The 20,791-nt window shown below is 46.1% G+C and carries 19 protein-coding genes; 5 read left to right on the top strand and 14 right to left on the bottom strand.

All coding sequences use genetic code 11. The annotated features are described in order from the left end of the window. Positions 1-9 precede the first annotated feature (9 nt). The 8 genes from rseP to rpsB all read right to left on the bottom strand — a co-directional run bounded on the left by rseP (position 10) and on the right by rpsB (position 7,865). Positions 10-1,362: a sigma E protease regulator RseP gene (gene rseP / locus NXS07_RS02010; RefSeq protein WP_038207891.1), complete on the bottom strand. Its 1,353-nt coding sequence runs from the start codon at positions 1,360-1,362 to the stop codon at positions 10-12. 9 nt (positions 1,363-1,371) lie between these two features. Further along, positions 1,372-2,235 (bottom strand): phosphatidate cytidylyltransferase, encoded by an 864-nt coding sequence (gene cdsA, locus NXS07_RS02015; RefSeq protein ID WP_258086069.1) that lies wholly within the window; start codon positions 2,233-2,235, stop codon positions 1,372-1,374. 9 nt (positions 2,236-2,244) lie between these two features. Next, entirely contained in the window at positions 2,245-2,940 is a 696-nt protein-coding gene (gene ispU / locus NXS07_RS02020) for a (2E,6E)-farnesyl-diphosphate-specific ditrans,polycis-undecaprenyl-diphosphate synthase (protein WP_230578377.1), read from the bottom strand. Positions 2,941-3,248: 308 nt separating this feature from the next. Beyond that, positions 3,249-4,445: a 1-deoxy-D-xylulose-5-phosphate reductoisomerase gene (ispC, locus tag NXS07_RS02025; protein WP_258086070.1), complete on the bottom strand. Its 1,197-nt coding sequence runs from the start codon at positions 4,443-4,445 to the stop codon at positions 3,249-3,251. 140 nt (positions 4,446-4,585) lie between these two features. Further along, positions 4,586-5,143, bottom strand: a complete 558-nt coding sequence (frr, locus tag NXS07_RS02030; RefSeq protein WP_038195303.1) for a ribosome recycling factor — start codon at positions 5,141-5,143, stop codon at positions 4,586-4,588. Between the two features lie 132 nt (positions 5,144-5,275). Beyond that, the gene (pyrH, locus tag NXS07_RS02035) at positions 5,276-6,004 is read right to left on the bottom strand and encodes a UMP kinase (protein WP_012987189.1); all 729 of its coding nucleotides are present in this window, start codon (positions 6,002-6,004) and stop codon (positions 5,276-5,278) included. Between the two features lie 130 nt (positions 6,005-6,134). Next, the gene (gene tsf / locus NXS07_RS02040; RefSeq protein ID WP_038195304.1) at positions 6,135-6,992 is read right to left on the bottom strand and encodes a translation elongation factor Ts; all 858 of its coding nucleotides are present in this window, start codon (positions 6,990-6,992) and stop codon (positions 6,135-6,137) included. Between the two features lie 147 nt (positions 6,993-7,139). After that, positions 7,140-7,865 (bottom strand): 30S ribosomal protein S2, encoded by a 726-nt coding sequence (rpsB, locus tag NXS07_RS02045; RefSeq protein ID WP_038195305.1) that lies wholly within the window; start codon positions 7,863-7,865, stop codon positions 7,140-7,142. 382 nt (positions 7,866-8,247) lie between these two features. On the opposite strand from rpsB, the gene map reads away from it, so the two are divergent. From map to NXS07_RS02065, 4 genes are all read left to right on the top strand, one after another. Next, the gene (gene map, locus NXS07_RS02050; RefSeq protein WP_038185212.1) at positions 8,248-9,045 is read left to right on the top strand and encodes a type I methionyl aminopeptidase; all 798 of its coding nucleotides are present in this window, start codon (positions 8,248-8,250) and stop codon (positions 9,043-9,045) included. Positions 9,046-9,202: 157 nt separating this feature from the next. Continuing rightward, on the top strand, positions 9,203-11,857 hold the full coding sequence (gene glnD / locus NXS07_RS02055) for a bifunctional uridylyltransferase/uridylyl-removing protein GlnD (protein WP_258086071.1): 2,655 nt from the start codon (positions 9,203-9,205) through the stop codon (positions 11,855-11,857). 41 nt (positions 11,858-11,898) lie between these two features. After that, entirely contained in the window at positions 11,899-12,741 is an 843-nt protein-coding gene (gene dapD / locus NXS07_RS02060; protein ID WP_038185217.1) for a 2,3,4,5-tetrahydropyridine-2,6-dicarboxylate N-succinyltransferase, read from the top strand. 79 nt (positions 12,742-12,820) lie between these two features. Then, positions 12,821-13,207 carry a DUF3461 family protein gene (locus NXS07_RS02065; protein ID WP_038195309.1) on the top strand — a complete coding sequence of 129 codons (387 nt, stop codon included), beginning with the start codon at positions 12,821-12,823 and terminating at the stop codon, positions 13,205-13,207. 56 nt (positions 13,208-13,263) lie between these two features. Here NXS07_RS02065 and NXS07_RS02070 read toward each other — a convergent pair whose 3' ends face one another. The 6 genes from NXS07_RS02070 to NXS07_RS02095 all read right to left on the bottom strand — a co-directional run bounded on the left by NXS07_RS02070 (position 13,264) and on the right by NXS07_RS02095 (position 18,074). Then, a complete protein-coding gene (locus tag NXS07_RS02070) occupies positions 13,264-13,716 on the bottom strand; it encodes a flavodoxin (RefSeq protein ID WP_038195310.1) in 453 nt (150 codons plus the stop codon). A 34-nt stretch (positions 13,717-13,750) separates the two neighbouring features. Continuing rightward, positions 13,751-14,503: a tRNA pseudouridine(65) synthase TruC gene (gene truC / locus NXS07_RS02075; RefSeq protein ID WP_258086072.1), complete on the bottom strand. Its 753-nt coding sequence runs from the start codon at positions 14,501-14,503 to the stop codon at positions 13,751-13,753. Between the two features lies 1 nt (position 14,504). Then, positions 14,505-14,831 carry a YqcC family protein gene (locus tag NXS07_RS02080; protein ID WP_046337552.1) on the bottom strand — a complete coding sequence of 109 codons (327 nt, stop codon included), beginning with the start codon at positions 14,829-14,831 and terminating at the stop codon, positions 14,505-14,507. A gap of 578 nt (positions 14,832-15,409) precedes the next feature. Continuing rightward, positions 15,410-15,961 (bottom strand): SecY-interacting protein, encoded by a 552-nt coding sequence (gene syd / locus NXS07_RS02085; RefSeq protein ID WP_258086073.1) that lies wholly within the window; start codon positions 15,959-15,961, stop codon positions 15,410-15,412. Positions 15,962-16,052: 91 nt separating this feature from the next. Then, positions 16,053-16,262: a hypothetical protein gene (locus NXS07_RS02090; protein ID WP_155271802.1), complete on the bottom strand. Its 210-nt coding sequence runs from the start codon at positions 16,260-16,262 to the stop codon at positions 16,053-16,055. Between the two features lie 24 nt (positions 16,263-16,286). After that, positions 16,287-18,074: a trypsin-like serine peptidase gene (locus tag NXS07_RS02095; RefSeq protein WP_258086104.1), complete on the bottom strand. Its 1,788-nt coding sequence runs from the start codon at positions 18,072-18,074 to the stop codon at positions 16,287-16,289. Between the two features lie 829 nt (positions 18,075-18,903). On the opposite strand from NXS07_RS02095, the gene NXS07_RS02100 reads away from it, so the two are divergent. Further along, the gene (locus NXS07_RS02100; protein ID WP_258086074.1) at positions 18,904-20,595 is read left to right on the top strand and encodes a cholesterol oxidase substrate-binding domain-containing protein; all 1,692 of its coding nucleotides are present in this window, start codon (positions 18,904-18,906) and stop codon (positions 20,593-20,595) included. The last annotated feature ends 196 nt before the right edge of the window (positions 20,596-20,791 follow it).

The raw sequence follows: 20,791 nt of genomic DNA on the forward strand, positions 1-20,791 counted from the left end.
TCTCCCACCTTAGAAGCGGGAGAAATCATTGAAAAGTGCAAGCCCCATTAATAACACCAGTAATATAGTACCAATGCGATAACTGAAGTCTTGTACACGCTCGGAGACTGGCCCTCCCTTGATCTTCTCAATAGCAAGGAAAAGCAAGTGTCCACCATCTAGTACGGGTAATGGGAACAAATTAATGATCCCAAGGTTGACGCTAATCAGCGCCAAAAACATCAAATAATACACCAAGCCAGAATCAGCCGACACTCCAGCGCCTTTGGCAATGGAAATAGGGCCACTCAGGTTATTGAGTTTCACATCCCCCACAATTAATTTACCGATCATATTGACAGTCAGCTTCATCAATTGCCAAGTTTTGTCTCCTGCCTGATAAATGGCAGAGAAAGCCCCATATTGTTGAATTACCTTATATTCATCCGCCAGTGGAATAACTTGAAGTTCGGCGCCAGCGAAGCCTTCTTCACGCCCATTGGACAACTGCCTGGCCTCTGGTGTCAAAGACAGGGGGATTATGCTATCTGCCCTCGCAACGTCCAATTTTAGAGGAACATTCGGATTCTTCCTGATAAAAGATACAAAAGTGTGCCAGACATCCACATTCTGGCCATTGACTTTAACGATCCTGTCTCCACGTTGTAAACCTGCTTTTTCAGCAGGAGAGCCCGGGTAAACGTTCTCTACCTGAGAGCTGATTCGTGGTACGACAGGCATAATACCCAAAGACAGCAAGACATCCTGCTTGGATGGATCGAATGCCCAGTCACGTAAATCTAATGTTTTTTGCGTGCTGGCAGAAGCACCCACTGGCATCACATCCATTGACACAAAAGATTCACCCACTTTACTCACTAAGGCCAGACGTACCGAATTCCAATCAAAGGTTTCGATACCATCAACCATTTTTAGTTCCATTCCGGGCAAAATATTTGCCTGGGCGGCAATAGAATCTGGCTTAACATCCAAAACCACCGGGCGCACAGAAGGCACGCCAATCACAAAAACCAGCCAATAAGCAATGACTGCCAGAATAAAGTTAGCGATTGGCCCAGCACTGACGACTGCCGCGCGCTGGCCGATGGTTTTATTGTTGAATGCCATATGACGACGTTCGGGAGAGACAGACTCAACCCGCTCATCAAGCATTTTGACATATCCCCCCAGAGGGATAAGAGCGATAACGTATTCGGTTCCCTGCTTATCTGTGCGACGCCAGAGCGCTTTACCAAACCCGATGGAAAAGCGTTCAACGTAGATGCCACACCGTCTGGCAACCCAAAAATGACCAAACTCATGCACTGTGATAAGAATACCCAATGCAACAATAAATGCAGCCAGATTCCAGAGAATATCCATTACGTACCCTCAGAGACCAAATCCAGAAGAAATTAACAGTACCAATCCCGCGAACACAGGAATTGCTGCTGTCAGGCTATCTACCCTGTCCATAACCCCACCATGCCCGGGGATCAGCAGGCTGCTGTCTTTGATGCCTGATTCTCTTTTGAACATACTCTCGGTCAAGTCACCGAAGACAGAGGCAATCACAACCACAGCCGAAATCAATAATAAGTTTTCAGGTATTACCGGTACTGGCGCAAATTTACCGAACAACCACGAAATAAGCGTAGCAGTCAGTACTCCTCCGACCAAACCTTCAAGTGTTTTGCCCGGAGATACTCTCGGTGCCATTTTGTGTTTACCCAGTGTCCGGCCAAAAATATAGGCACCGGAATCGGCTCCCCATACCAGCAGCATCGCATACAATAGCCACCATGCACCATGATAGGGGTTGTTTTCATATCCCTGAGTTCGAAGCACCATCATTCCGCAATAAAATGGCACGATAGTCAGAACGCCAAACAACAGGCGCAGTGCAGTTGATGACTTCCAGATTGAGGCAGAAGCAGGATAAGTGATGACCAACAGGATAGCCGCAGCCCACCAAATCATGCCAGCCCACAATAGATATACAATCAGTGGCTTTTCAATAAGATGGGAAAGATCTGACAAAGAATACTGTAAGGCCAGTAGCCCTACGGCAAATAACACGGCCAGCGTAATACGTTTAGCTTGTGTGAAGAGCCCAGCAAATTGCCCCCATTCCCATGCGGCAAGTACTGATACTGTAATAACAACCAATCCAAACCCGGATGGAGGAAGTAAAAACAGTGCTGCAATAACAATTGGAATTAATATCAACGTAGTTAAAAGACGGTACTTCAGCAAGTTTTCCTCCTATGATCCCACTTCGGCATCGTCTGGTATTGTTCCGCCGAATCGGCGTTCTCGTTTAACAAAGGCATTAATGGCACCTTCAAAAACAGTTTCATCGAAATCAGGCCAAAGTATATCGGTAAAATACAATTCTGCATAAGCTATCTGCCATAACAGAAAATTACTGATACGGTGTTCGCCGCCCGTCCTGATCACCAGATCAACTTCAGGTTGCTCACTCAAATTGATGAAGCTGCCCACTGTGGCTTCAGTAATTTCCTCGGGCTCCAGCTCATTCGCCCTGATTTTTTCAGCGATTTGCTTAACGCCCTGAGCCAAATCCCAACGCCCGCCATAATTGGCGGCAATATTAAGCTGCAATCCGGTATTGCCCGCCGTCAATTCAACTGAACGGCGAATACGTTCCTGCAACCGTGAGCTAAACCGACTGATATCACCAATAACAGACAATTTCACATTGTGCTTATGCAAGCTCTTCACTTCATTATCAAGAGCAAAAACAAACAACTCCATTAATGAACTGACTTCCTGCTGTGGGCGATTCCAGTTCTCACTGCTGAAAGCATATAACGTCAGTGATTCAATATTGTGTTTAACCGAAAAACTCACGGCAACCCGCACAGCTTTAACACCGGCGCGATGGCCAAAAACCCTTAACTTCCCACGTTGTTTTGCCCAGCGGCCATTGCCATCCATAATAATGGCAACATGTCTGGGTAACGTTAGCAATGAGTTACAGTCACTGGAAGATATCACTCAAAATGATCCTTAAATAACTAAGCTGGTTCTTCTATGGGTTCAAATACTTTCAAACATGAAAAAGCCGTGTCAACAATTACCACGGCTATTTCTGGGGCATGGCCCGAATGAAAGCCTCTATCTTTGGCACACACTCGGAAAACGTGTGACAAATATTGAACCGGCTATTATAACAACTATTATTTACCCGCGAACTATACCATTTGCCAAAACGCAAACAAATATATACTTATTAGCAAGATTCGCTATTTGGAAAAGGTCTTAATCGTTTCTTTTACTAATTTTCTAGCGACTTTATCGATTTCTAAGACCTCTTCGATACTTTGAGGTTCAGACAAATTTAATTTTTCGACGACCAGCCGATTAATCATCACGATATCGGTGAAACGGATCCCATCTTTCAAGAAAGCACTGACCGTCTCTTCATTGGCGGCATTCAACGCGGTTGTTGCCGCCTGACCTTCATGGCAGGCATCGATGGCCAGTTTCAGACAAGGGTAACGCCGATAATCCAACGCTTCAAAAGTGAGTGTGCTCAGTTCAGTAAAATCCAGAGGTTTTGCACCAGAAGCAATGCGATTAGGATAAGCCATTGCATAGGCTATTGGGGTACACATATCCTGCGTTCCTAACTGAGCAATGATGCTGCCATCCTGATAACGAACCATCGAATGGATCACTGATTGAGGATGGAGCAGCACTTCAATTTCATCAGCAGAAGCATTGAACAGGTAACGGGCTTCGATATATTCCAGCCCTTTGTTCATCATGGTTGCGGAATCAACAGAAATTTTGCGTCCCATAGACCAGACGGGGTGAGCACAGGCTTCATCAGGTGTGACATCAAGCAATTTCTCCAGGGGGGTTCTGCGGAACGGCCCACCTGATCCCGTCAGGATAATACTGGAGATACCATGTTGTTTTAAACTTGCATTTCCAAGATTGTGCTGAACAGATTCAGGCAAGCTCTGGAAGATGGCATTATGTTCACTATCGATGGGCAACAGTTGCGCTTGATATTGATTCACCGCCTCCATGAACAAACGCCCACTGGTAATGAGTGATTCTTTGTTGGCCAACAAGACTTGCTTACCTTTGCGGATAGCCGCCAGCGTCGGCAATAACCCGGCAACACCGACAATCGCGGACATGACTTGATCAACATTGTCCAACGCAGCTAAATCACAAATGGCTTCCCTACCGGACAACACTTCTGTCTGGCTTCCCTGCTCTTGCAATAACTGCCGTAATACCGTTGCTGAGTGCGCATCCGCCATTGCCGCATATTGAGGGCGAAACTCCAGACACTGCTGTGCCATGATTTCAATATTTTTCCCAGCGACGAGTGCCACAACTTGGAATTTATCCAGGTTATTTCTGACAACAGAGAGGGTACTTTTCCCAATCGAACCCGTTGAGCCAAGGATAGTTAAGCGTTTCATTTTAATACTCTGAGTATTCTACTGACATAAAATGTCAATAGTTTGAGCCGTCCCGATCGGTATGTCCATCGCTTGAGAAAGAAATGTGATGCAAAGAATAACGCCGCAAGGACTGCGGCGTTATATTCGTGAAATGGCAATTAGAAATCCATCAATTCAGTTTCTTTACTTGCCAATGCTTCATCAATTTTCTTGATGAAATTGTCAGTCAGTTTCTGAATTTCGTCTTGTGAACGGCGTTCTTCATCTTCACTGATTTCTTTGTCTTTCAGCAGTGCCTTAACCTTATCATTGGCGTCACGACGGATATTACGCACGGACACACGGCCTTGTTCTGCATCGCCACGCACAACTTTGATCAGATCTTTACGACGCTCTTCTGTCAGTGCTGGCAGTGGAACACGGATAATGGTTCCAGCAGAAGATGGGTTCAGACCCAGATCGGAAGCCATAATCGCTTTTTCGATAGCAGGCGTCATGGAACGATCAAAAACCGTTATCGCTAAAGTACGTGCGTCTTCAACAACGACGCTGGCAATCTGACGTAATGGGGTCGCAGAGCCGTAATACTCGACGTTGATACCATCCAGCAGGCTGGGAGAGGCACGGCCTGTACGAATCTTACTGATTTGGCTTTTCAGTGCTTCGACGCTTTTTTCCATGCGGTCTTGTGCGTCTTTCTTGATTTCATTAATCACGTTACAAACCCTTGGGAACTGGTTATTTTGTAGCCCACGAATATCAAAATAAGATATCATGGCCCTGTATCATTAAGTTTGGAGCATCAGTACGCTGATCATACCGTCAAATTTCATCGGTGTCTCTGAGCATTATCCGTGAGAAATCAACGTACCTTCACTTTCCCCCATCACAACACGACGAAGTGCGCCTGGCTTGTTCATATTGAAGACACGAATTGGGATACTATGGTCACGAGCCAGAGTAAAGGCGGCTAGATCCATGACTTTCAGTTCACGCTCCAATACTTCCTGATAAGTGAGCTTACTGTAAAGAACAGCTTCAGTATCTTTAGCAGGGTCACTAGAATAGACCCCATCAACTTTGGTTGCTTTTAACACAACATCCGCTTCAATTTCAATGCCGCGCAAGCATGCTGCGGAATCTGTCGTAAAGAATGGGTTGCCAGTACCTGCAGAGAAAATAACAACACGACCGTGACGCAGTAAGCTGATAGCCTCAGCCCAGCTATAATTGTCACACACTCCATTCAGTGGAATGGCAGACATCAAACGAGCGTTCACATAGGCGCGGTGTAAGGCATCGCGCATCGCCAGACCGTTCATTACGGTTGCCAACATGCCCATGTGATCGCCGACTACACGGTTCATTCCTGCTTCGGCCAGACCGGCTCCACGAAACAGGTTACCTCCGCCAATAACGACACCGACCTGAATACCCAGCTCAACCAGTTCTTTGACTTCCTGAGCCATGCGGTCTAAGACGCTGGCATCGATACCAAAACCTTCTGCGCCTTGCAGGGCTTCTCCACTGAGCTTAAGCAGGATTCTCTGATATACGGGTTTTGCATTGGTTGCCATGGTGTTCAGTCCTAAGCAGATAAGGATATTGGGGATTTATTACAATTACACATCCATGCTATGCAGCCCAGATGTAAAAATTCATCATGAAATAAAACAGAACCGCCGATTGGCGGTTCTGTTCAAAACATTAAGACTGCTTGCTCATTGCAGCAACTTCTGCTGCGAAATCAGCTTCAACTTTCTCAATGCCTTCACCGACTTCAAAACGGATGAAGTTGATAACTTTAGCATTATTTTCTTTCATCAGGTCACCAACCGTTTTGCTTGGATCCATCACGAAGTTTTGACCCGTCAGAGAGATTTCGCCAGTGAATTTGTTCATGCGGCCAGAAACCATTTTCTCTGCGATTTCGCGTGGTTTGCCTGATTGCATTGCGATATCCATCTGGATCTGGTGTTCACGCGCAACAACATCAGCAGGAACGTCAGTTGGGTTCACGTATTCTGGCTTACTTGCAGCAACGTGCATTGCAACGTGCTTGATCAGTTCTTCGCTTGCGCCTTCAGCAGCAACCAGAACACCGATGCGAGCACCGTGCAGGTAAGAACCTACTGCGTCACCTTCCAGGATAGTTACGCGACGGATGTTGATGTTTTCACCGATTTTCGCTACCAGGTTAGCACGCTGTTCTTCGAACTGAGCTTTCAGTGCATCAATGTCAGCATTTTTGTCAGCCATAACGGCAGCAATCACTTCTTTACCGAACGCCAGGAAGCCAGAGTCTTTAGCAACGAAGTCAGTTTCACAGTTCAGTTCAACAATACCCGCATATTTAGCGTCAGCTGCAACTTCAACCAGGATAACACCTTCAGCCGCAACACGGCCTGCTTTCTTAGCAGCTTTTGCCTGACCTGATTTACGCATGTTATCGATAGCCAGCTCGATATCACCATTTGCTTCAACCAGTGCTTTTTTACATTCCATCATGCCTGCGCCAGTACGCTCACGCAGTTCTTTTACCAGAGCAGCGGTAATGTCAGCCATTTGTTTTATTCCTCGATGTGTCTCGCGGGAAGATAATATTCCGCGTGGATAGTTCTATATCAGATATGTAAAGGGGGCCGTGACAGGCCCCCTAACCAATATATTTCAATACCTGGTCAATAAGGGCTCAAGAATGAGCATGCCTTATTATTCAGCGTCTACAAGACCTTCTTCAGCTTGAACAGCCAGATCTTGTGAACGACCTTCACGAACAGCAGTAGCCACAGCGCCCAAGTACAGTTTTACTGCACGGATTGCGTCGTCGTTACCAGGGATGATGAAATCAACGCCGTCTGGATCAGAGTTAGTATCAACGATAGCGAATACTGGGATACCCAAGTTATTTGCTTCTTTGATAGCAATGTGTTCGTGTTCAGCATCGATAACAAACAGAGCATCAGGCAGGCCGCCCATGTCTTTGATACCGCCCAGGCTGTTTTCCAGTTTGCCAAGCTCACGAGTACGCATCAGCGCTTCTTTCTTGGTCAGCTTGTCAAAAGTACCGTCCTGAGACTGAATTTCCAGATCTTTCAGACGCTTGATTGACTGACGCACAGTTTTCCAGTTAGTCAGCATACCACCTAACCAACGGTGGTTAACAAAGTATTGGTCACAGCCCAGTGCTTCTTCTTTGATTCCTTCGCTGGCCGCACGCTTGGTGCCAACAAACAGAATTTTGCCTTTACGGGAAGCAATTTTGTTCAGCTCTGCCAATGCAATATTGAACATTGGAACAGTTTTTTCCAGGTTGATGATATGAACTTTGTTACGAGCGCCAAAGATGAAAGGTTTCATTTTTGGGTTCCAGTAACGAGTCTGGTGACCGAAGTGAACGCCCGCTTGCAGCATATCGCGCATGGAAACAGTTGCCATTTTAAACCTCTATAAAGTTAATTGGGGTTATGCCTCCACAGATCCCATAACACCGACTCTTTGACTGCGAAGCTATTCATAGAAGAGCGAACCACATGAGAGCACCCCGGTATATGTGTCGATCCGTGTGTGTTATTTACACAAATGAGTTAATTTAGCATCGCTGAAAAACCGAATCTGGCAGAAACAATTATGCAGAATGCCGGCGCGCTTTATACCACAAATAGCCTCCAAACTCCAACATTTGTTACCGCTTTCTGGTAGGCAGATCTGTCAACGGTTATTGGCAGATATTCTGTGGACTGATACCATAACTACCAGCATTTTTCCTTAGTTAACATCAAACAGTCGGGTAAATTTCCGACTTGAATGGACCGATTTCATGGCTATTTCTATCAAAACAGATGAAGACATCCAGAAAATGCGCGTTGCCGGACGTCTGGCAGCCGAAGTTCTGGAAATGATCGAACCTTACGTTAAGGTTGGTGTGACCACAGGTGAGCTTGATCGTATTTGCCACGATCACATTACCCATAAACAGCAGGCAATTTCTGCCTGTCTTGGCTACCACGGTTTCCCGAAATCCGTATGCATCTCCGTCAATGATGTGATTTGTCACGGTATTCCCAGCGATGACAAGGCGCTGAAAGAAGGCGATATCGTCAACATTGATGTCACTGTCATCAAAGAGGAATTTCACGGCGATACCTCCAAAATGTTCATTGTCGGCAAACCGACTATTCAGGGCGAGCGTCTGTGCCGCGTTACCCAGGAAAGCCTGTACCTTGCGCTGAAAATGGTGAAACCCGGCATCCGCCTGCGCAGCCTTGGCAAAGCGATCCAACAGTATGTGGAAGGGCAGGATTACTCTGTCGTCCGCGAATACTGCGGCCATGGTATCGGCAGGGTCTTCCACGAAGAACCCCATGTACTCCATTATGATGCCGATGATGGTGGCGTTGTATTGCAGAAAGGGATGGCGTTCACGATTGAACCGATGGTCAATACCGGCGATTCCCGTATCCGCACCATGAAAGATGGCTGGACAGTCAAAACCAAAGACCACGGCTGGTCTGCTCAGTATGAGCACACCATCGTCGTCACCGACAATGGCTGTGAAATCATGACATTGCGCAAAGAAGAAGAACCCCATATCTCAGCCGTGCTGATTAACGAATAATTGCCTGCTGGCGCGATTTTGCAATCATTGGCAGAAATCACGTAGATAAGACGGCGTTGATAATCGAAGCCCTTGTACATAAACTGTCCCCAAGGGCTTCATTATCTGCCAATAACGTCTGTTCATCTCACGTTTTTCTCATCATAGGTTTCTGCATATGTCAGTTGATATCACCTTTGCACACGCGCCCATTCCTCCCCTCTCTCCTGCGGAATTTTCCCTCAATGATCTTCAACGCCCGGCATTGAAACAGCATGTTGATGAATTTCAATTGTGGCTTCAGCAGGCATTCAAAGCGGGGATCTCGCCAGAAGCACTGATTTCAGCCCGCAGTGATTATATTGATCGTCTCCTGATGCGCCTGTGGCAGGCTTACGGTTTCGATCAGCTCACTTCACTTTCCCTGATTGCAGTAGGTGGTTATGGCCGACGCGAATTGCATCCCCTCTCCGATATTGATTTATTGGTTCTCAGCGAGAGCCAACTGACTGAAGATCAAGCCCACAATATCGGGCAATTCATAACCCTGCTCTGGGATATCCGTCTGGAAGTGGGCCATAGTGTCAGAACCTTTGAAGAGTGCCTGCATGAAGGGTTATCGGATTTAACCGTTGCCACAAATCTGATTGAATCACGTTTGATCTGCGGTGATCTGCCTCTGTTCCTGCGGTTACAAAAGCACATTTTCAGCGATGACTTTTGGCCTTCCGCAACGTTTTTCGCAGCAAAACTCCGCGAACAGTGGGAACGCCACCAGCGTTATCACAGCACCAGTTATAATCTAGAGCCGGATATCAAAAGCAGCCCCGGCGGGCTCCGGGATATTCATACCCTGCTTTGGGTTGCTCGCCGCCATTTTGGGGCAGCTTCGCTGGATGAAATGGTGGATTTCGGCTTCCTGACCCGCGAGGAGCGCAATGAATTAAATGAATGCCAGGATTTTCTCTGGCGCATCCGTTTTGCCCTCCATTTGGTCGTCACGCGCTATGACAATCGGCTACTGTTTGAACGTCAGTTCAATGTTGCCCAATTGCTCGGTTATGAAGGAGAACGCAATCAACCTGTCGAACGGATGATGAAAAATTTCTACCGAGTGACCCGCCGTGTCAGTGAATTGAATGATATGCTACTTCAACTCTTTGATGAAGCGATCCTGACATTACAGCCCGATGAAAAACCACGTCCCTTGAATGAAGCGTTTCAGTTGCGGGGAGATCTTATCGACTTAAGCGATGAAACCCTGTTTATCCAAGATCCAACCTCAATTTTAAAAATGTTTTACCACATGGCTGAACATCGGGAAATTAAGGGGATCTATTCCACCACATTACGCCAGCTTCGCTACGCCCGTAGAAACCTCAAATATCCTTTGTGTGAGTTGCCCGAAGCACGAAAACTTTTCATGAATATCCTGCGCCATCCTCGTGCCGTTAAAAACGCACTGCTCCCGATGCACCGCCATAGCGTTCTAGGTGCTTATATGCCGCTCTGGAGCAATATTGTCGGCCAGATGCAATTTGACCTTTTCCACGCTTATACCGTTGATGAGCACACCCTTCGGGTACTGCAAAAACTCGAAAGTTTCGCCGATGAAAACAACCGGGTGATCCATCCCTTATGTGTCGAACTGTATCCCCGCATTCCTCAGCCGGAACTCTTACGGCTGGCGGCCTTTTTCCATGATATCGCCAAGGGGCGTAATGGCGATCATTCTGAACTGGGCGCCAAAGATGCGTTTACATTTGCACGCCAACATGGTCTGACTACCCGTGAGGCCGAATTAGTGGAATGGCTGGTTCGCGACCATTTGCTGATGTCAGTCACTGCACAGCGGCGGGATATTCAAGATCCTGACGTCATCCAGCAATTTGCCGGCCAAGTCAAAAATCAAAACCGGCTGAATTACCTGCTCTGCCTTACCGTCGCAGATATCTGCGCCACCAACTCCAAATTGTGGAACAGTTGGAAGCAGAGCCTGATACGCGAACTCTATTTCGCCACTGAAACCCAGTTACGCCAAGGTATACAGAATACGCCTGACCTGCGTGAACGTGTCCGCCATAATCGTTTACAGGCATTAGCTTTACTGCGACAGGAAGGAACCGACGAAGAACAATTACACAATATCTGGAGCCGCTGCCATGCGGATTATTTCCTGCGCCATACGCCGGATCAACTGGCCTGGCATGCCGGCCATTTAATCCAACATCAATCTGCGCAGCCCATGGTGTTAATCAGCACCGCATTTTCCCACGGTGGAACCGAAATTTTTATCTGGTGTCAGGACAGACCTTCGCTTTTCGCGGCTGTAGTCGGAGAGTTGGACAGACGTAACCTCAGTGTCCACGATGCTCAGATCTTTACCAATCGCGATGAAATGGCGATGGATACCTTTATTGTACTGGAACCCAATGGTCATCCGCTGGCGCTCGATCGTCATGAACCTATCCGCCGGGCATTATTAAAAGTCGTGAACGATCCGCATCCGAAAGCGCCCAAAGCGCGTAATCTTCCCGCTAAACTGCGTCATTTTGATGTGCCGACCAAAGTGAGTTTTTTACCAGCACAAAATGCCCGCCGCTCTTATATGGAGCTGGTTGCACTGGATCAACCCGGTCTGCTGGCACGCGTGGGCAATATTTTCGCCGAACTGGGCGTTTCCCTGCATGGCGCGCGGATTACCACCATTGGTGAGCGCGTTGAAGACTTCTTTGTGCTGGCAGATAAAGACCATCAGGAGCTGGATAACAAAATCAAGGGAGAATTATCAGAAAGGTTGACAGAAACCCTCAACACCAAGGATAAAGTATAACAATATTCTCAATTTGACTGACAATTAGGAACACCATACTGATGCAGAAATTACAATCCATTATCGAAATACAAGCCATTATCGACAATGCGTTTGAAAACCGCACTGACATTACCCCCAGCACTGTTGATGAAGCAACCCGTGACGCCGTCAATCAGGTGATTCAGATGCTGGACAGCGGCAAATTACGTGTCGCTGAAAAAATCGCAGGGCAATGGGTAACGCATCAATGGCTAAAAAAGGCCGTATTACTCTCTTTCCGCATTAATGATAATCAGGTCATCGAAGGGGCTGAAAGTCGCTATTTCGACAAAGTTCCGATGAAATTCGCTGATTATGATCAAGCTCGTTTCGAAAAAGAAGGTTTTCGCGTCGTTCCTCCTGCCGCAGTTCGCCAAGGGGCATATATTGCCCGCAACAGTGTATTGATGCCATCTTACGTCAACATCGGTGCTTATGTGGATGAAGGCACGATGGTGGATACTTGGGCCACCGTAGGTTCCTGTGCACAGATCGGCAAAAACGTTCACTTGTCTGGCGGTGTGGGCATTGGTGGCGTTCTGGAGCCATTGCAAGCCAATCCGACTATCATTGAAGACAACTGCTTTATCGGCGCACGCTCTGAAATTGTAGAAGGCGTTATCGTAGAAGAAGGTGCCGTGATCTCAATGGGGGTTTACATTGGCCAAAGCACCAAAATTTATGATCGTGAAACAGGTGAAATCCATTACGGCCGGGTTCCTGCGGGTTCTGTTGTGGTATCAGGTAATCTCCCTTCCAAAGATGGCAGTTACAGCCTGTATTGCGCAGTCATCGTGAAAAAGGTCGATGCCAAAACACGCGGTAAAGTTGGCCTTAATGAGCTGCTCAGAAACATAGACTAAATTTTAAAATAGCGGATAATAAATCCGCTATTTTTTTTGATATCTCTATTTTTTAGCACTCAATTAGGTGAGGCGCTCTATGTACGATAACTTGAAAAGTTTGGGGATCACACATCCTGAAGATATTGATCGCTATAGCCTCCGTCAGGAAGCGAATAACGATATTCTGAAGATTTATTTCCGTAAGGATAAAGGCGAATTTTTTGCCAAAAGTGTTAAATTCAAATATCCACGCCAACTCAAAACTATCTCTGACGACAATTCAGCGCAAGGTTACAAAGAAGTCAAAGAGATTAACACTAATTTGCGTTATGTAATTGAAGAACTGGATCAAATTTGTAAACGTGATCAAGTAGAAGTCGATTTGAAACACAAGATCCTCGACGATCTCCGCCATCTTGAGCATGTTGTTGCCAATAAGATTGCAGAAATCGAAGCGGATTTAGAAAAACTGACTCGCAAGTAATCACGCCAGCCGTGTCATTACACCGCTTATCCTGCTCGGCATAAGCGGTGTGACATCTATTCTGTCAGTAAAGCGCCCCACTCCTCAACCCAGTTCTGGGCAAAGACTTCTGGTTCAACCACGTCAATACCATCAATCAGCAGGACTTCGCCCACACGCTTTGCTCCCTGTTCCTGTAACAGTTTGTCAAATGTGCGGCCACCGCCACAAAAGAAGTCATAGCTACTGTCACCAAGAGCGATAACGCCATAACGTAAGTCGGGCTGATGGCCCAACTTATCATTCAAATCTGAATAAAGTGGCTGGATATTATCGGGTAATTCACCCTGTCCGGTCGACGATGTGACCACCAGAACAACCTGTTGCAGGTATTTCTGCCACTGCGTCAAGGTCGCATCTTCAAAAACCTCAACTTCATGCCCCTGCTGCTGAAGGATCTGTAGCGCCTCTTCCGCAACTGCCAGCGCATTGCCATAAACTGTACCAACGAAAACACCAATCTTTGCCATAAATATTGATCTCTTTAGCCTGTTTGTACTGCGTTCATTCATGAGTGGTTGGACATTCCAACTCAGGTAAAATACCCTGCCAGCCAAATTGCTTCAGCAAATGCTGCCACGAAGCTTCCCACCGGGCTGTCAGAAGAAGATTCTCTCCTGTCACAGGATGCGCCAATTGGAGTTGACTGGCGTGCAGCATTAACCTGCCAGTCTGATAATATTTAACAACCCCGCGGTTTTGTCGCAAATCACCGTGTGTGGTATCCCCAATGATGGGATGCCGGAGATGCGACATATGCCGTCGTAATTGATGCTTACGCCCGGTTTTTGGCATCAGCTCCAGCAGGCTGAACCGTGATGTTGGGTAACGTCCTATTTCTACCGGACATTCAACTTTTGCCAATGAACGATAGTGAGTGATTGCTGATTGTGCTTCCCTGTCAGTATCAGCGAATTTATCAGCAATTTTATCCAGCTCTTCCATTAGTGCGTAGTCGATAATACCATCACCTTCAACATAACCGCGTACAATGGCGTGATATGTTTTTTGTATATGGTGACATTCAAATTGTTGGGAAAGCGTTCTCGCCACCTCACTTGACAGCGCCATCAGCAAAACGCCGGATGTCGGTTTATCCAGTCGATGGACGGGGAAAACATGTTGCCCGATTTGATCACGCAGCGTCTGCATGACAAAGACCGTTTCATGGCGGGCAAGCCAGCTGCGATGCACTAACCAACCCGCAGGTTTATTGACCGCAACAATATGATCGTCCTGATAAATGATATCCAGCATATCAAATATCCTGTGTAAACAGGCTGTCCAATTCCCGAAGATGTTCAAGCAGCGGTAGATAACGTTCTGCTTCTTCCTTATAGGCTTCTTCGAAATAAGGTGTGATATCAAATGCCGTCGGCAGGTTGGCGTTTTGTTCTATCATAGCTCGTATTCTTGGAATTAAAACCCACTGAAGCCACTCTTCTGCGGACATCGTATCTAGCGAAAAGGGCTCAGTGCTTTCAAAAGCTTCCGGCTTGGGAGGATGACTTCGCCACAGGCCAGCCGCTTTCATGTCAGCTTCAATTAGCTGTAATTTAAGTAGAATTTGTTGTTCGGTATTCATGATATTTCGTCTGATACTTGGCTATTGATCAGATGACAGAAGCTGCCACCACGTCATTGGGGCAGTAAGAGTATCACTGATATGATTTCATCGGAAAACTTGCGGCAGGATAAAATGAAATAGAACAGGATAAAATGAAACAAAAAGAGGGGAGATAAAATCTCCCCTCTTACTGATTGTCATAGCAATCCGGCTAAATTGGTCGCTCCCTGCTCATTCCCTGACAAAATACGTCCCTGTCAGTTATTCCTTACAAAATCATTATATTGATAGTATTGGCGCTCCTGCCTATACCTTATCATCCTTGAACCCACTTCCTGTTGGTATCATTCCCTGGTTATTTTTTACTGTGGTTCCTTATGGAACACTGAAAGGATCTATTATTCAGAGAGTTGAAACAAGCCACCTGAATTGGCCCAGTCAGTGACTTTACAAAATGGAGATCGTGATCATCATTTTCATGCTATTGATATAAAATAAAAATAATATTCGCAAATAATATTCATTTCATGATTAATAGAGATATCTCACGCCCCATGTGAGACATCTCTCACAAAAAAACAAACTGATGTCTGCACCTACAACGATGTGGCTGGCTTGATAACCGACAGAAAACTCGCCAAATCAGCAGATAAGATCACCCGCTTAGGTTTACCAGACTGTTCAAGAATGACCTGCCCAGTCAAATTACACACAGATATCATGCTCATCTCCGAATCAATCGTCGCAATAAATGCCGTCGGGGAAAGCTTAAGCCGTTTCTGTGTCACGAGATGCCCAATCAGGTTTTCCTGCAAACGGATAAAATCATCGTCACTCCATACCTGAATCAGGCTGAGATTCTGCCCCTCAAAACTGGCGGGCATGTCACCGGCGAGCTGCGTAACATAGTAATCATGAATCGAATCCTGCAAGCGAATGTCCAGCGCGGTTTCCACTTTGCTGAGTTTTTCGTGAACAGAAAACAGCTTGGGCAACCAGTACACCACACCATCCCCTGTCCGCTCAATACACGAAGAAGGGATACCATAAAGGTCACTGCTGGCTGGCGGCAGCCCTGTCTCCTCCTGCCACAATTCAACATAACGTCGGGTAAAATCAGTAAGTGCTTCTGCCACATTGAAGGTCATAGAGTTCTTTCATCCATCATTTTTAGGTTTATACCTGTCGTCTTACAAGTTGCCGCTTTGTTGGCTACGTTCACTCACCCCAATCACATAGTTATCTATGCGCTTGGGGATTCGTTCCCTTGCCGTCGCGCTGCATCTTAAAATCCATTGGGTGTATATAGTTTTCAGCAAAATAACAACCGGAAAATGAGATCATAAATGGATATTCGGTACGCGAACAGTGCATTCGCTTCGCCAAAAAAGGAGAAGCCAGACTAGCCGACTTCTCCCGTGACTTCATGGTGATCTTACTGATCAGCACGCGGCTTCCGACATGAAGGTTATCCTACATGGGCGGCGGTTCGATTCTGACGAAAACCGGCTTCGTTTCCACTACACCAAATGCATTTTCCACCTTCAGTTTATACCAGCCGGAATCTGCTGATCTGGCGGGTTTCTCGGGCGAACCAAAGATGAGGATCGAGGATTTTTTCCCACTGGTGAAGCTCCAGTCGCCTCCCGATGAGTAATTACCGTCCGGCTTGTCTTTGCACCAAACCCATTCGTAATCATTCTGATCATCGAAGCTGACATTGGCCATGATCCCATAGCCATGACTATTGAGATCGATGTGCATGTTTTCACCCCCCTTCGGAATTTGATATCGCACGACAGGTGGGCCAATCAGCGTAACCTGATCACCACTATACGTTCCGGAGTAAGGCGTACCATTCTCTTGCGTACCCACAACCCCATCACCCACAGCGGGTAAAACCAGCAAAGCATAGTTACTTGATGTCGATACGGGGATGACCACCGAGGTCGTTTCGTAAGAGGTCGGAGCAACAGAAATGCCCTCACATCCCGCCCAAGAGGAAGGGATCTGGTCAGCAGGCATAGAGAATAGCGTATAACCTTTGATCGTTCCGGAAATGGGGGATTCAGAATTCTTCCATGAAACTTTAACCATTCCGGGCATACCCGGCTGTTCACTAACCGTCAGATTAGTCGGCAGGGAAACCGTCGGGGTTGTTCTGACAAAGAAGTTACTTTGGGCTCCTGGCAGTGGCTTGCCATTTTTCCCCGCTCCAAATACTTTCCCATTCCACCCGCCAGGGCCGACCGGGAGCGCCGTAATATCCCACAGCTCGCTATCGCTGTGCAGGTGCGCTTTAAACGGAGGATCCATCGGAAGTTCGTATATTTGATACTGACCGGAAATGTCGACTTCATACGCAGTCGCGTTGTCCCAACTGTCACCGTCACTCGCTTTTTTATAGAAGAAACGGTACGAATCAAATGCATTACAGGAAGTGGGGGTCGTACCCCCATCATCTGACAGCACGGCCTCGCGGCTGAACGGCTCTCTTGCGAGACGTTCAAAATAACTACAATTATTTAACAGATGAAGCGCAGTTACTAGTTGATAGTTTGACTCCGAGATGCTGGCTATCAGCTGTGGCATCAAGAGAGGCTCAATAAAATCTCGATGATCCGATAGTAGCACAAAATCTCCCTCAGCCTGAAGAGGCTCCCCACCTACATGCAGACCAACAACCATTTCATAGGAACGTGGGCCGATGTCGATCGGGTAACCCAAGAGCACCGGCCCGCCGGAATCCCCTGCCTCTGAAACTCCACTGCCCTGTCCCACATCATAGTGAACTAATAATTGCTGCGTTGGGGGATATTGTGGATCTGGATATACGCGAGATACCGTTCCGAATGCGGTTCCCAAACGGTAATTGTTTGCATCAGCATACGCGTACAGACGGACACGTATGCCGATCATGCCTTGAGCAGAATGCAGTAGATTAACAGGCGCATAGTCGTTCAGTCTGTAGGGCGCAGTCAATCGAAGCGCGGCGATATCTCCGCCGTTTGGCGAAAATTCAATCGCATCGATTTGCAGCATAACTTGAGAGACGGGTGTGCCGGGTTCTTGAGTCCTGTAAAAGCCCCTAACGGACACGTCTTCTGGCCTGACAGGCCTCCCCCCTTGCTCGACAGCATGGCGGGCGGTCAAAAGCCACATATCCGATACCAAAAAGCCAGTGCTAGAGTGCACGTAATCAGGACACACTGCACCGTGCTCATCACGTTCTTGCCTAATAATTTTTACGACCCACGGGATATGGGGGCATCAGGTCCCCTGAACACAAACACACCCGGACTTGCTTTTTCAACAGGGTTATTTCGGCTTGATGGCAAGCCCATGTCATTATAGTTACTATTCATAACAGTTACCGCCATAATAATTACAATATAATATGATCACTATAAATAATAGTTGCCATTCATAAAATGATCCAAAAAATAATGCGATGAGCGGATTGGGTCAGAAATCAGCTGACGAAAAAGCATTTCTGCGTTGTCGCATGTGCATTGGCAAACAAGTTAGCTCGGATAGCCTAGGCCATAACAACCCGTCAAACCGTATTTGAAAGATAACGATAAAGTTACCCTAATCAGCAACTTTATCGTTGATTTAAATAGTTACCATCTGGTTTTGCGAAGACTGATTATTGATGACATGAACGGCTTGATGACAAACCTAACATAAAAAATGGCTCTTTGAAGCCGAACAGATTTTTAGGTACATCAGACACGGAACCCATCAAGGCGCAGGCATCCTTGCCTAGAGTGATGCCGGATAGATTTACGCAAGCCAACCATACATCAAAATGAGTATTGCAAAAACTGGGGGAACCATAGATTTTGTGCTCTCCCGGAAAATGATGCCATAATCTCATAAATTAATTCAAATAAATTAATCACGACCATAATTAATATAAAAAACAAATAAGATAATAAAAGCGGAATTATCCTGTTAATATTAATCGAGTAACATCGAACCTCTTTCACAAAAAATATATTACACCCCGTTAGAAAAAAATTCTTTTTTTATTTACACCCGAAAAAGAATCCAAACTAATAATTTCATTATTAAGGTTATAAAAAATATGAACTCATCAAATATAATGAGAAAAGAGAATATTTTAGCTAGTGAATGTCCCCATGTTAAACCAGAATATAACTTAATCAGCTTTCCCAACGGGATAAAATGGGAAAATAGGCATTTTAAGAATTGGTCAGGTGAAATTGAGCAACATAACATTCCCTGTTGCATACCACGCTCTGTTGAAGAAATTCTTGCCGTCGTTAACTGGGCCTGGAAGGAAAATTATAAGCTGAGACCCGTTGGGCAATCTCATAATTGGTCGCCGCTGATACTTCCGCAAAAACAGCGGCCTGAATCCCGGGTTATGTTAATGGATCTCAGCCAGTATTTTACTCAGGTAAGCATCGAACACCGCTCGCAGTTCTCTATCGTTACGGCACAGACTGGCATATTGATGGAAACGCTAATGGCTGAAATGGAGAAACACGGGCTAGGCTTTACCGCAACCCCTGCCCCCGGAGATTTAACGCTGGGTGCCGTTCTGGCAATAAATGGGCATGGAACCGCAATCAAAGCACTCAATGAAACATGCCTGCCTGGGTACACTTACGGTTCCCTCAGCAACACAATATTGGCCTTATCTGCCGTCATATGGGATACAGAAAGCCAGCAATATATCATTAAGCGTTTTGAGCGACATGAACCCAGCTGCGCTTCTCTGTTAACCCATTTGGGGTGTTCAATGGTTTTGGAAGTCCAGCTTCAGGCAGGCCAGAATCAACGCCTCCGGTGTGAAAGTTTTACTCACATCCCTGCTGCTGAGTTGTTTTCCCCTGTGCAAAGCAAAAATACTCAGAGGACTCTTAGCCACTTTCTTGATAAAAGTGGTCGGGCAGAAGTTATCTTATTTCCATTTACCAATAAGCCCTGGTTAAAGGTCTGGAGTGTTGCACCAGAGAAACCGGCTTCCAGCGTTGAAGTGACAGAACCTTATAACTATCCATTTTCCGATAATATCTCATCTTCGTTATCTCAACTTGTCAACGAGATGCTTTCTGGTATTCCTCAGCTAACGCCGTCTATAGGCGCTCTGCAATATACCTTGGTGAATACCACTCTGCCAAAGAATGGAAAAGATATCTGGGGCTGGAGTAAAAACCTGTTGCTATATGTGAAACCCACGACATTACGGGTGACAGCAAATGGTTATGCAGTATTAACGCGCCGGGCAGATATTCAGCGAGTGCTGCATGAGTTTTATTCTGAATGGCAATCCTTGATGAAAGAGTTTCAATATAAAAATCAATACCCAATAAATGGCCCTCTTGAAGTCAGGGTAACCGGATTAGACACGCCTGAAGACGTTATGCAGGAAGCCGCTGTCGTGCCAAGTTTGTCTGCCATACGCCCACGTTTGGATCAACCTCATTGGGATGTCGCTGTTTGGCTCGATGTTTTAACCTTTCCCGGAACCCCGTATGCCATTGAGTTTTGTCGCAAGTTTGAACAATGGCTATTTAAAGAATTCGATGGCTCGTACGCTTTAGCCCGTGTTGAATGGAGTAAAGGCTGGGCCTATAGCCCAAATGCCGCGTGGGAAGATAATGATACACTGACCAAAACAATCCCGGCTTCATTTAATGATGGCTTGCCTGCTGATAATCATTGGGCTTCATCCGTTGCAGCATTGCAACAATATGATCCTCATCATCTATTCAGATCACCCTTATTGGAAAAATTAATTTCTGGTTAATTATTACGTCAATAAATAGTAGATATAAAATCATATCTGCTATTTATTAAATCCAAAAAATATTAATTATTATATGCTTATTATATGCTTATTATATGCTTATTATATGCTTATTATCCGCTTATTATCCGCTTATTATCCGCTTATTATCCGCTTATTATCCGCTTATTATCCGCTTATTATCCGCTTATTATCC

The sequence above is a fragment of the Xenorhabdus bovienii genome, from assembly GCF_024721015.1.
In the GTDB taxonomy this organism is placed as follows: domain Bacteria; phylum Pseudomonadota; class Gammaproteobacteria; order Enterobacterales; family Enterobacteriaceae; genus Xenorhabdus; species Xenorhabdus bovienii.

Coding starts and splice junctions, on each gene's coding strand:
- rseP (WP_038207891.1), bottom strand. CDS start 1,362: ATGGATATTCTCTGGAATCTGGCTGCATTTATTGTTGCATTGGGTATT.
- ispU (WP_230578377.1), bottom strand. CDS start 2,940: ATGGATGGCAATGGCCGCTGGGCAAAACAACGTGGGAAGTTAAGGGTT.
- ispC (WP_258086070.1), bottom strand. CDS start 4,445: ATGAAACGCTTAACTATCCTTGGCTCAACGGGTTCGATTGGGAAAAGT.
- pyrH (WP_012987189.1), bottom strand. CDS start 6,004: ATGGCAACCAATGCAAAACCCGTATATCAGAGAATCCTGCTTAAGCTC.
- tsf (WP_038195304.1), bottom strand. CDS start 6,992: ATGGCTGACATTACCGCTGCTCTGGTAAAAGAACTGCGTGAGCGTACT.
- rpsB (WP_038195305.1), bottom strand. CDS start 7,865: ATGGCAACTGTTTCCATGCGCGATATGCTGCAAGCGGGCGTTCACTTC.
- map (WP_038185212.1), top strand. CDS start 8,248: ATGGCTATTTCTATCAAAACAGATGAAGACATCCAGAAAATGCGCGTT.
- glnD (WP_258086071.1), top strand. CDS start 9,203: ATGTCAGTTGATATCACCTTTGCACACGCGCCCATTCCTCCCCTCTCT.
- dapD (WP_038185217.1), top strand. CDS start 11,899: ATGCAGAAATTACAATCCATTATCGAAATACAAGCCATTATCGACAAT.
- NXS07_RS02065 (WP_038195309.1), top strand. CDS start 12,821: ATGTACGATAACTTGAAAAGTTTGGGGATCACACATCCTGAAGATATT.
- NXS07_RS02070 (WP_038195310.1), bottom strand. CDS start 13,716: ATGGCAAAGATTGGTGTTTTCGTTGGTACAGTTTATGGCAATGCGCTG.
- truC (WP_258086072.1), bottom strand. CDS start 14,503: ATGCTGGATATCATTTATCAGGACGATCATATTGTTGCGGTCAATAAA.
- NXS07_RS02080 (WP_046337552.1), bottom strand. CDS start 14,831: ATGAATACCGAACAACAAATTCTACTTAAATTACAGCTAATTGAAGCT.
- syd (WP_258086073.1), bottom strand. CDS start 15,961: ATGACCTTCAATGTGGCAGAAGCACTTACTGATTTTACCCGACGTTAT.
- NXS07_RS02100 (WP_258086074.1), top strand. CDS start 18,904: ATGAACTCATCAAATATAATGAGAAAAGAGAATATTTTAGCTAGTGAA.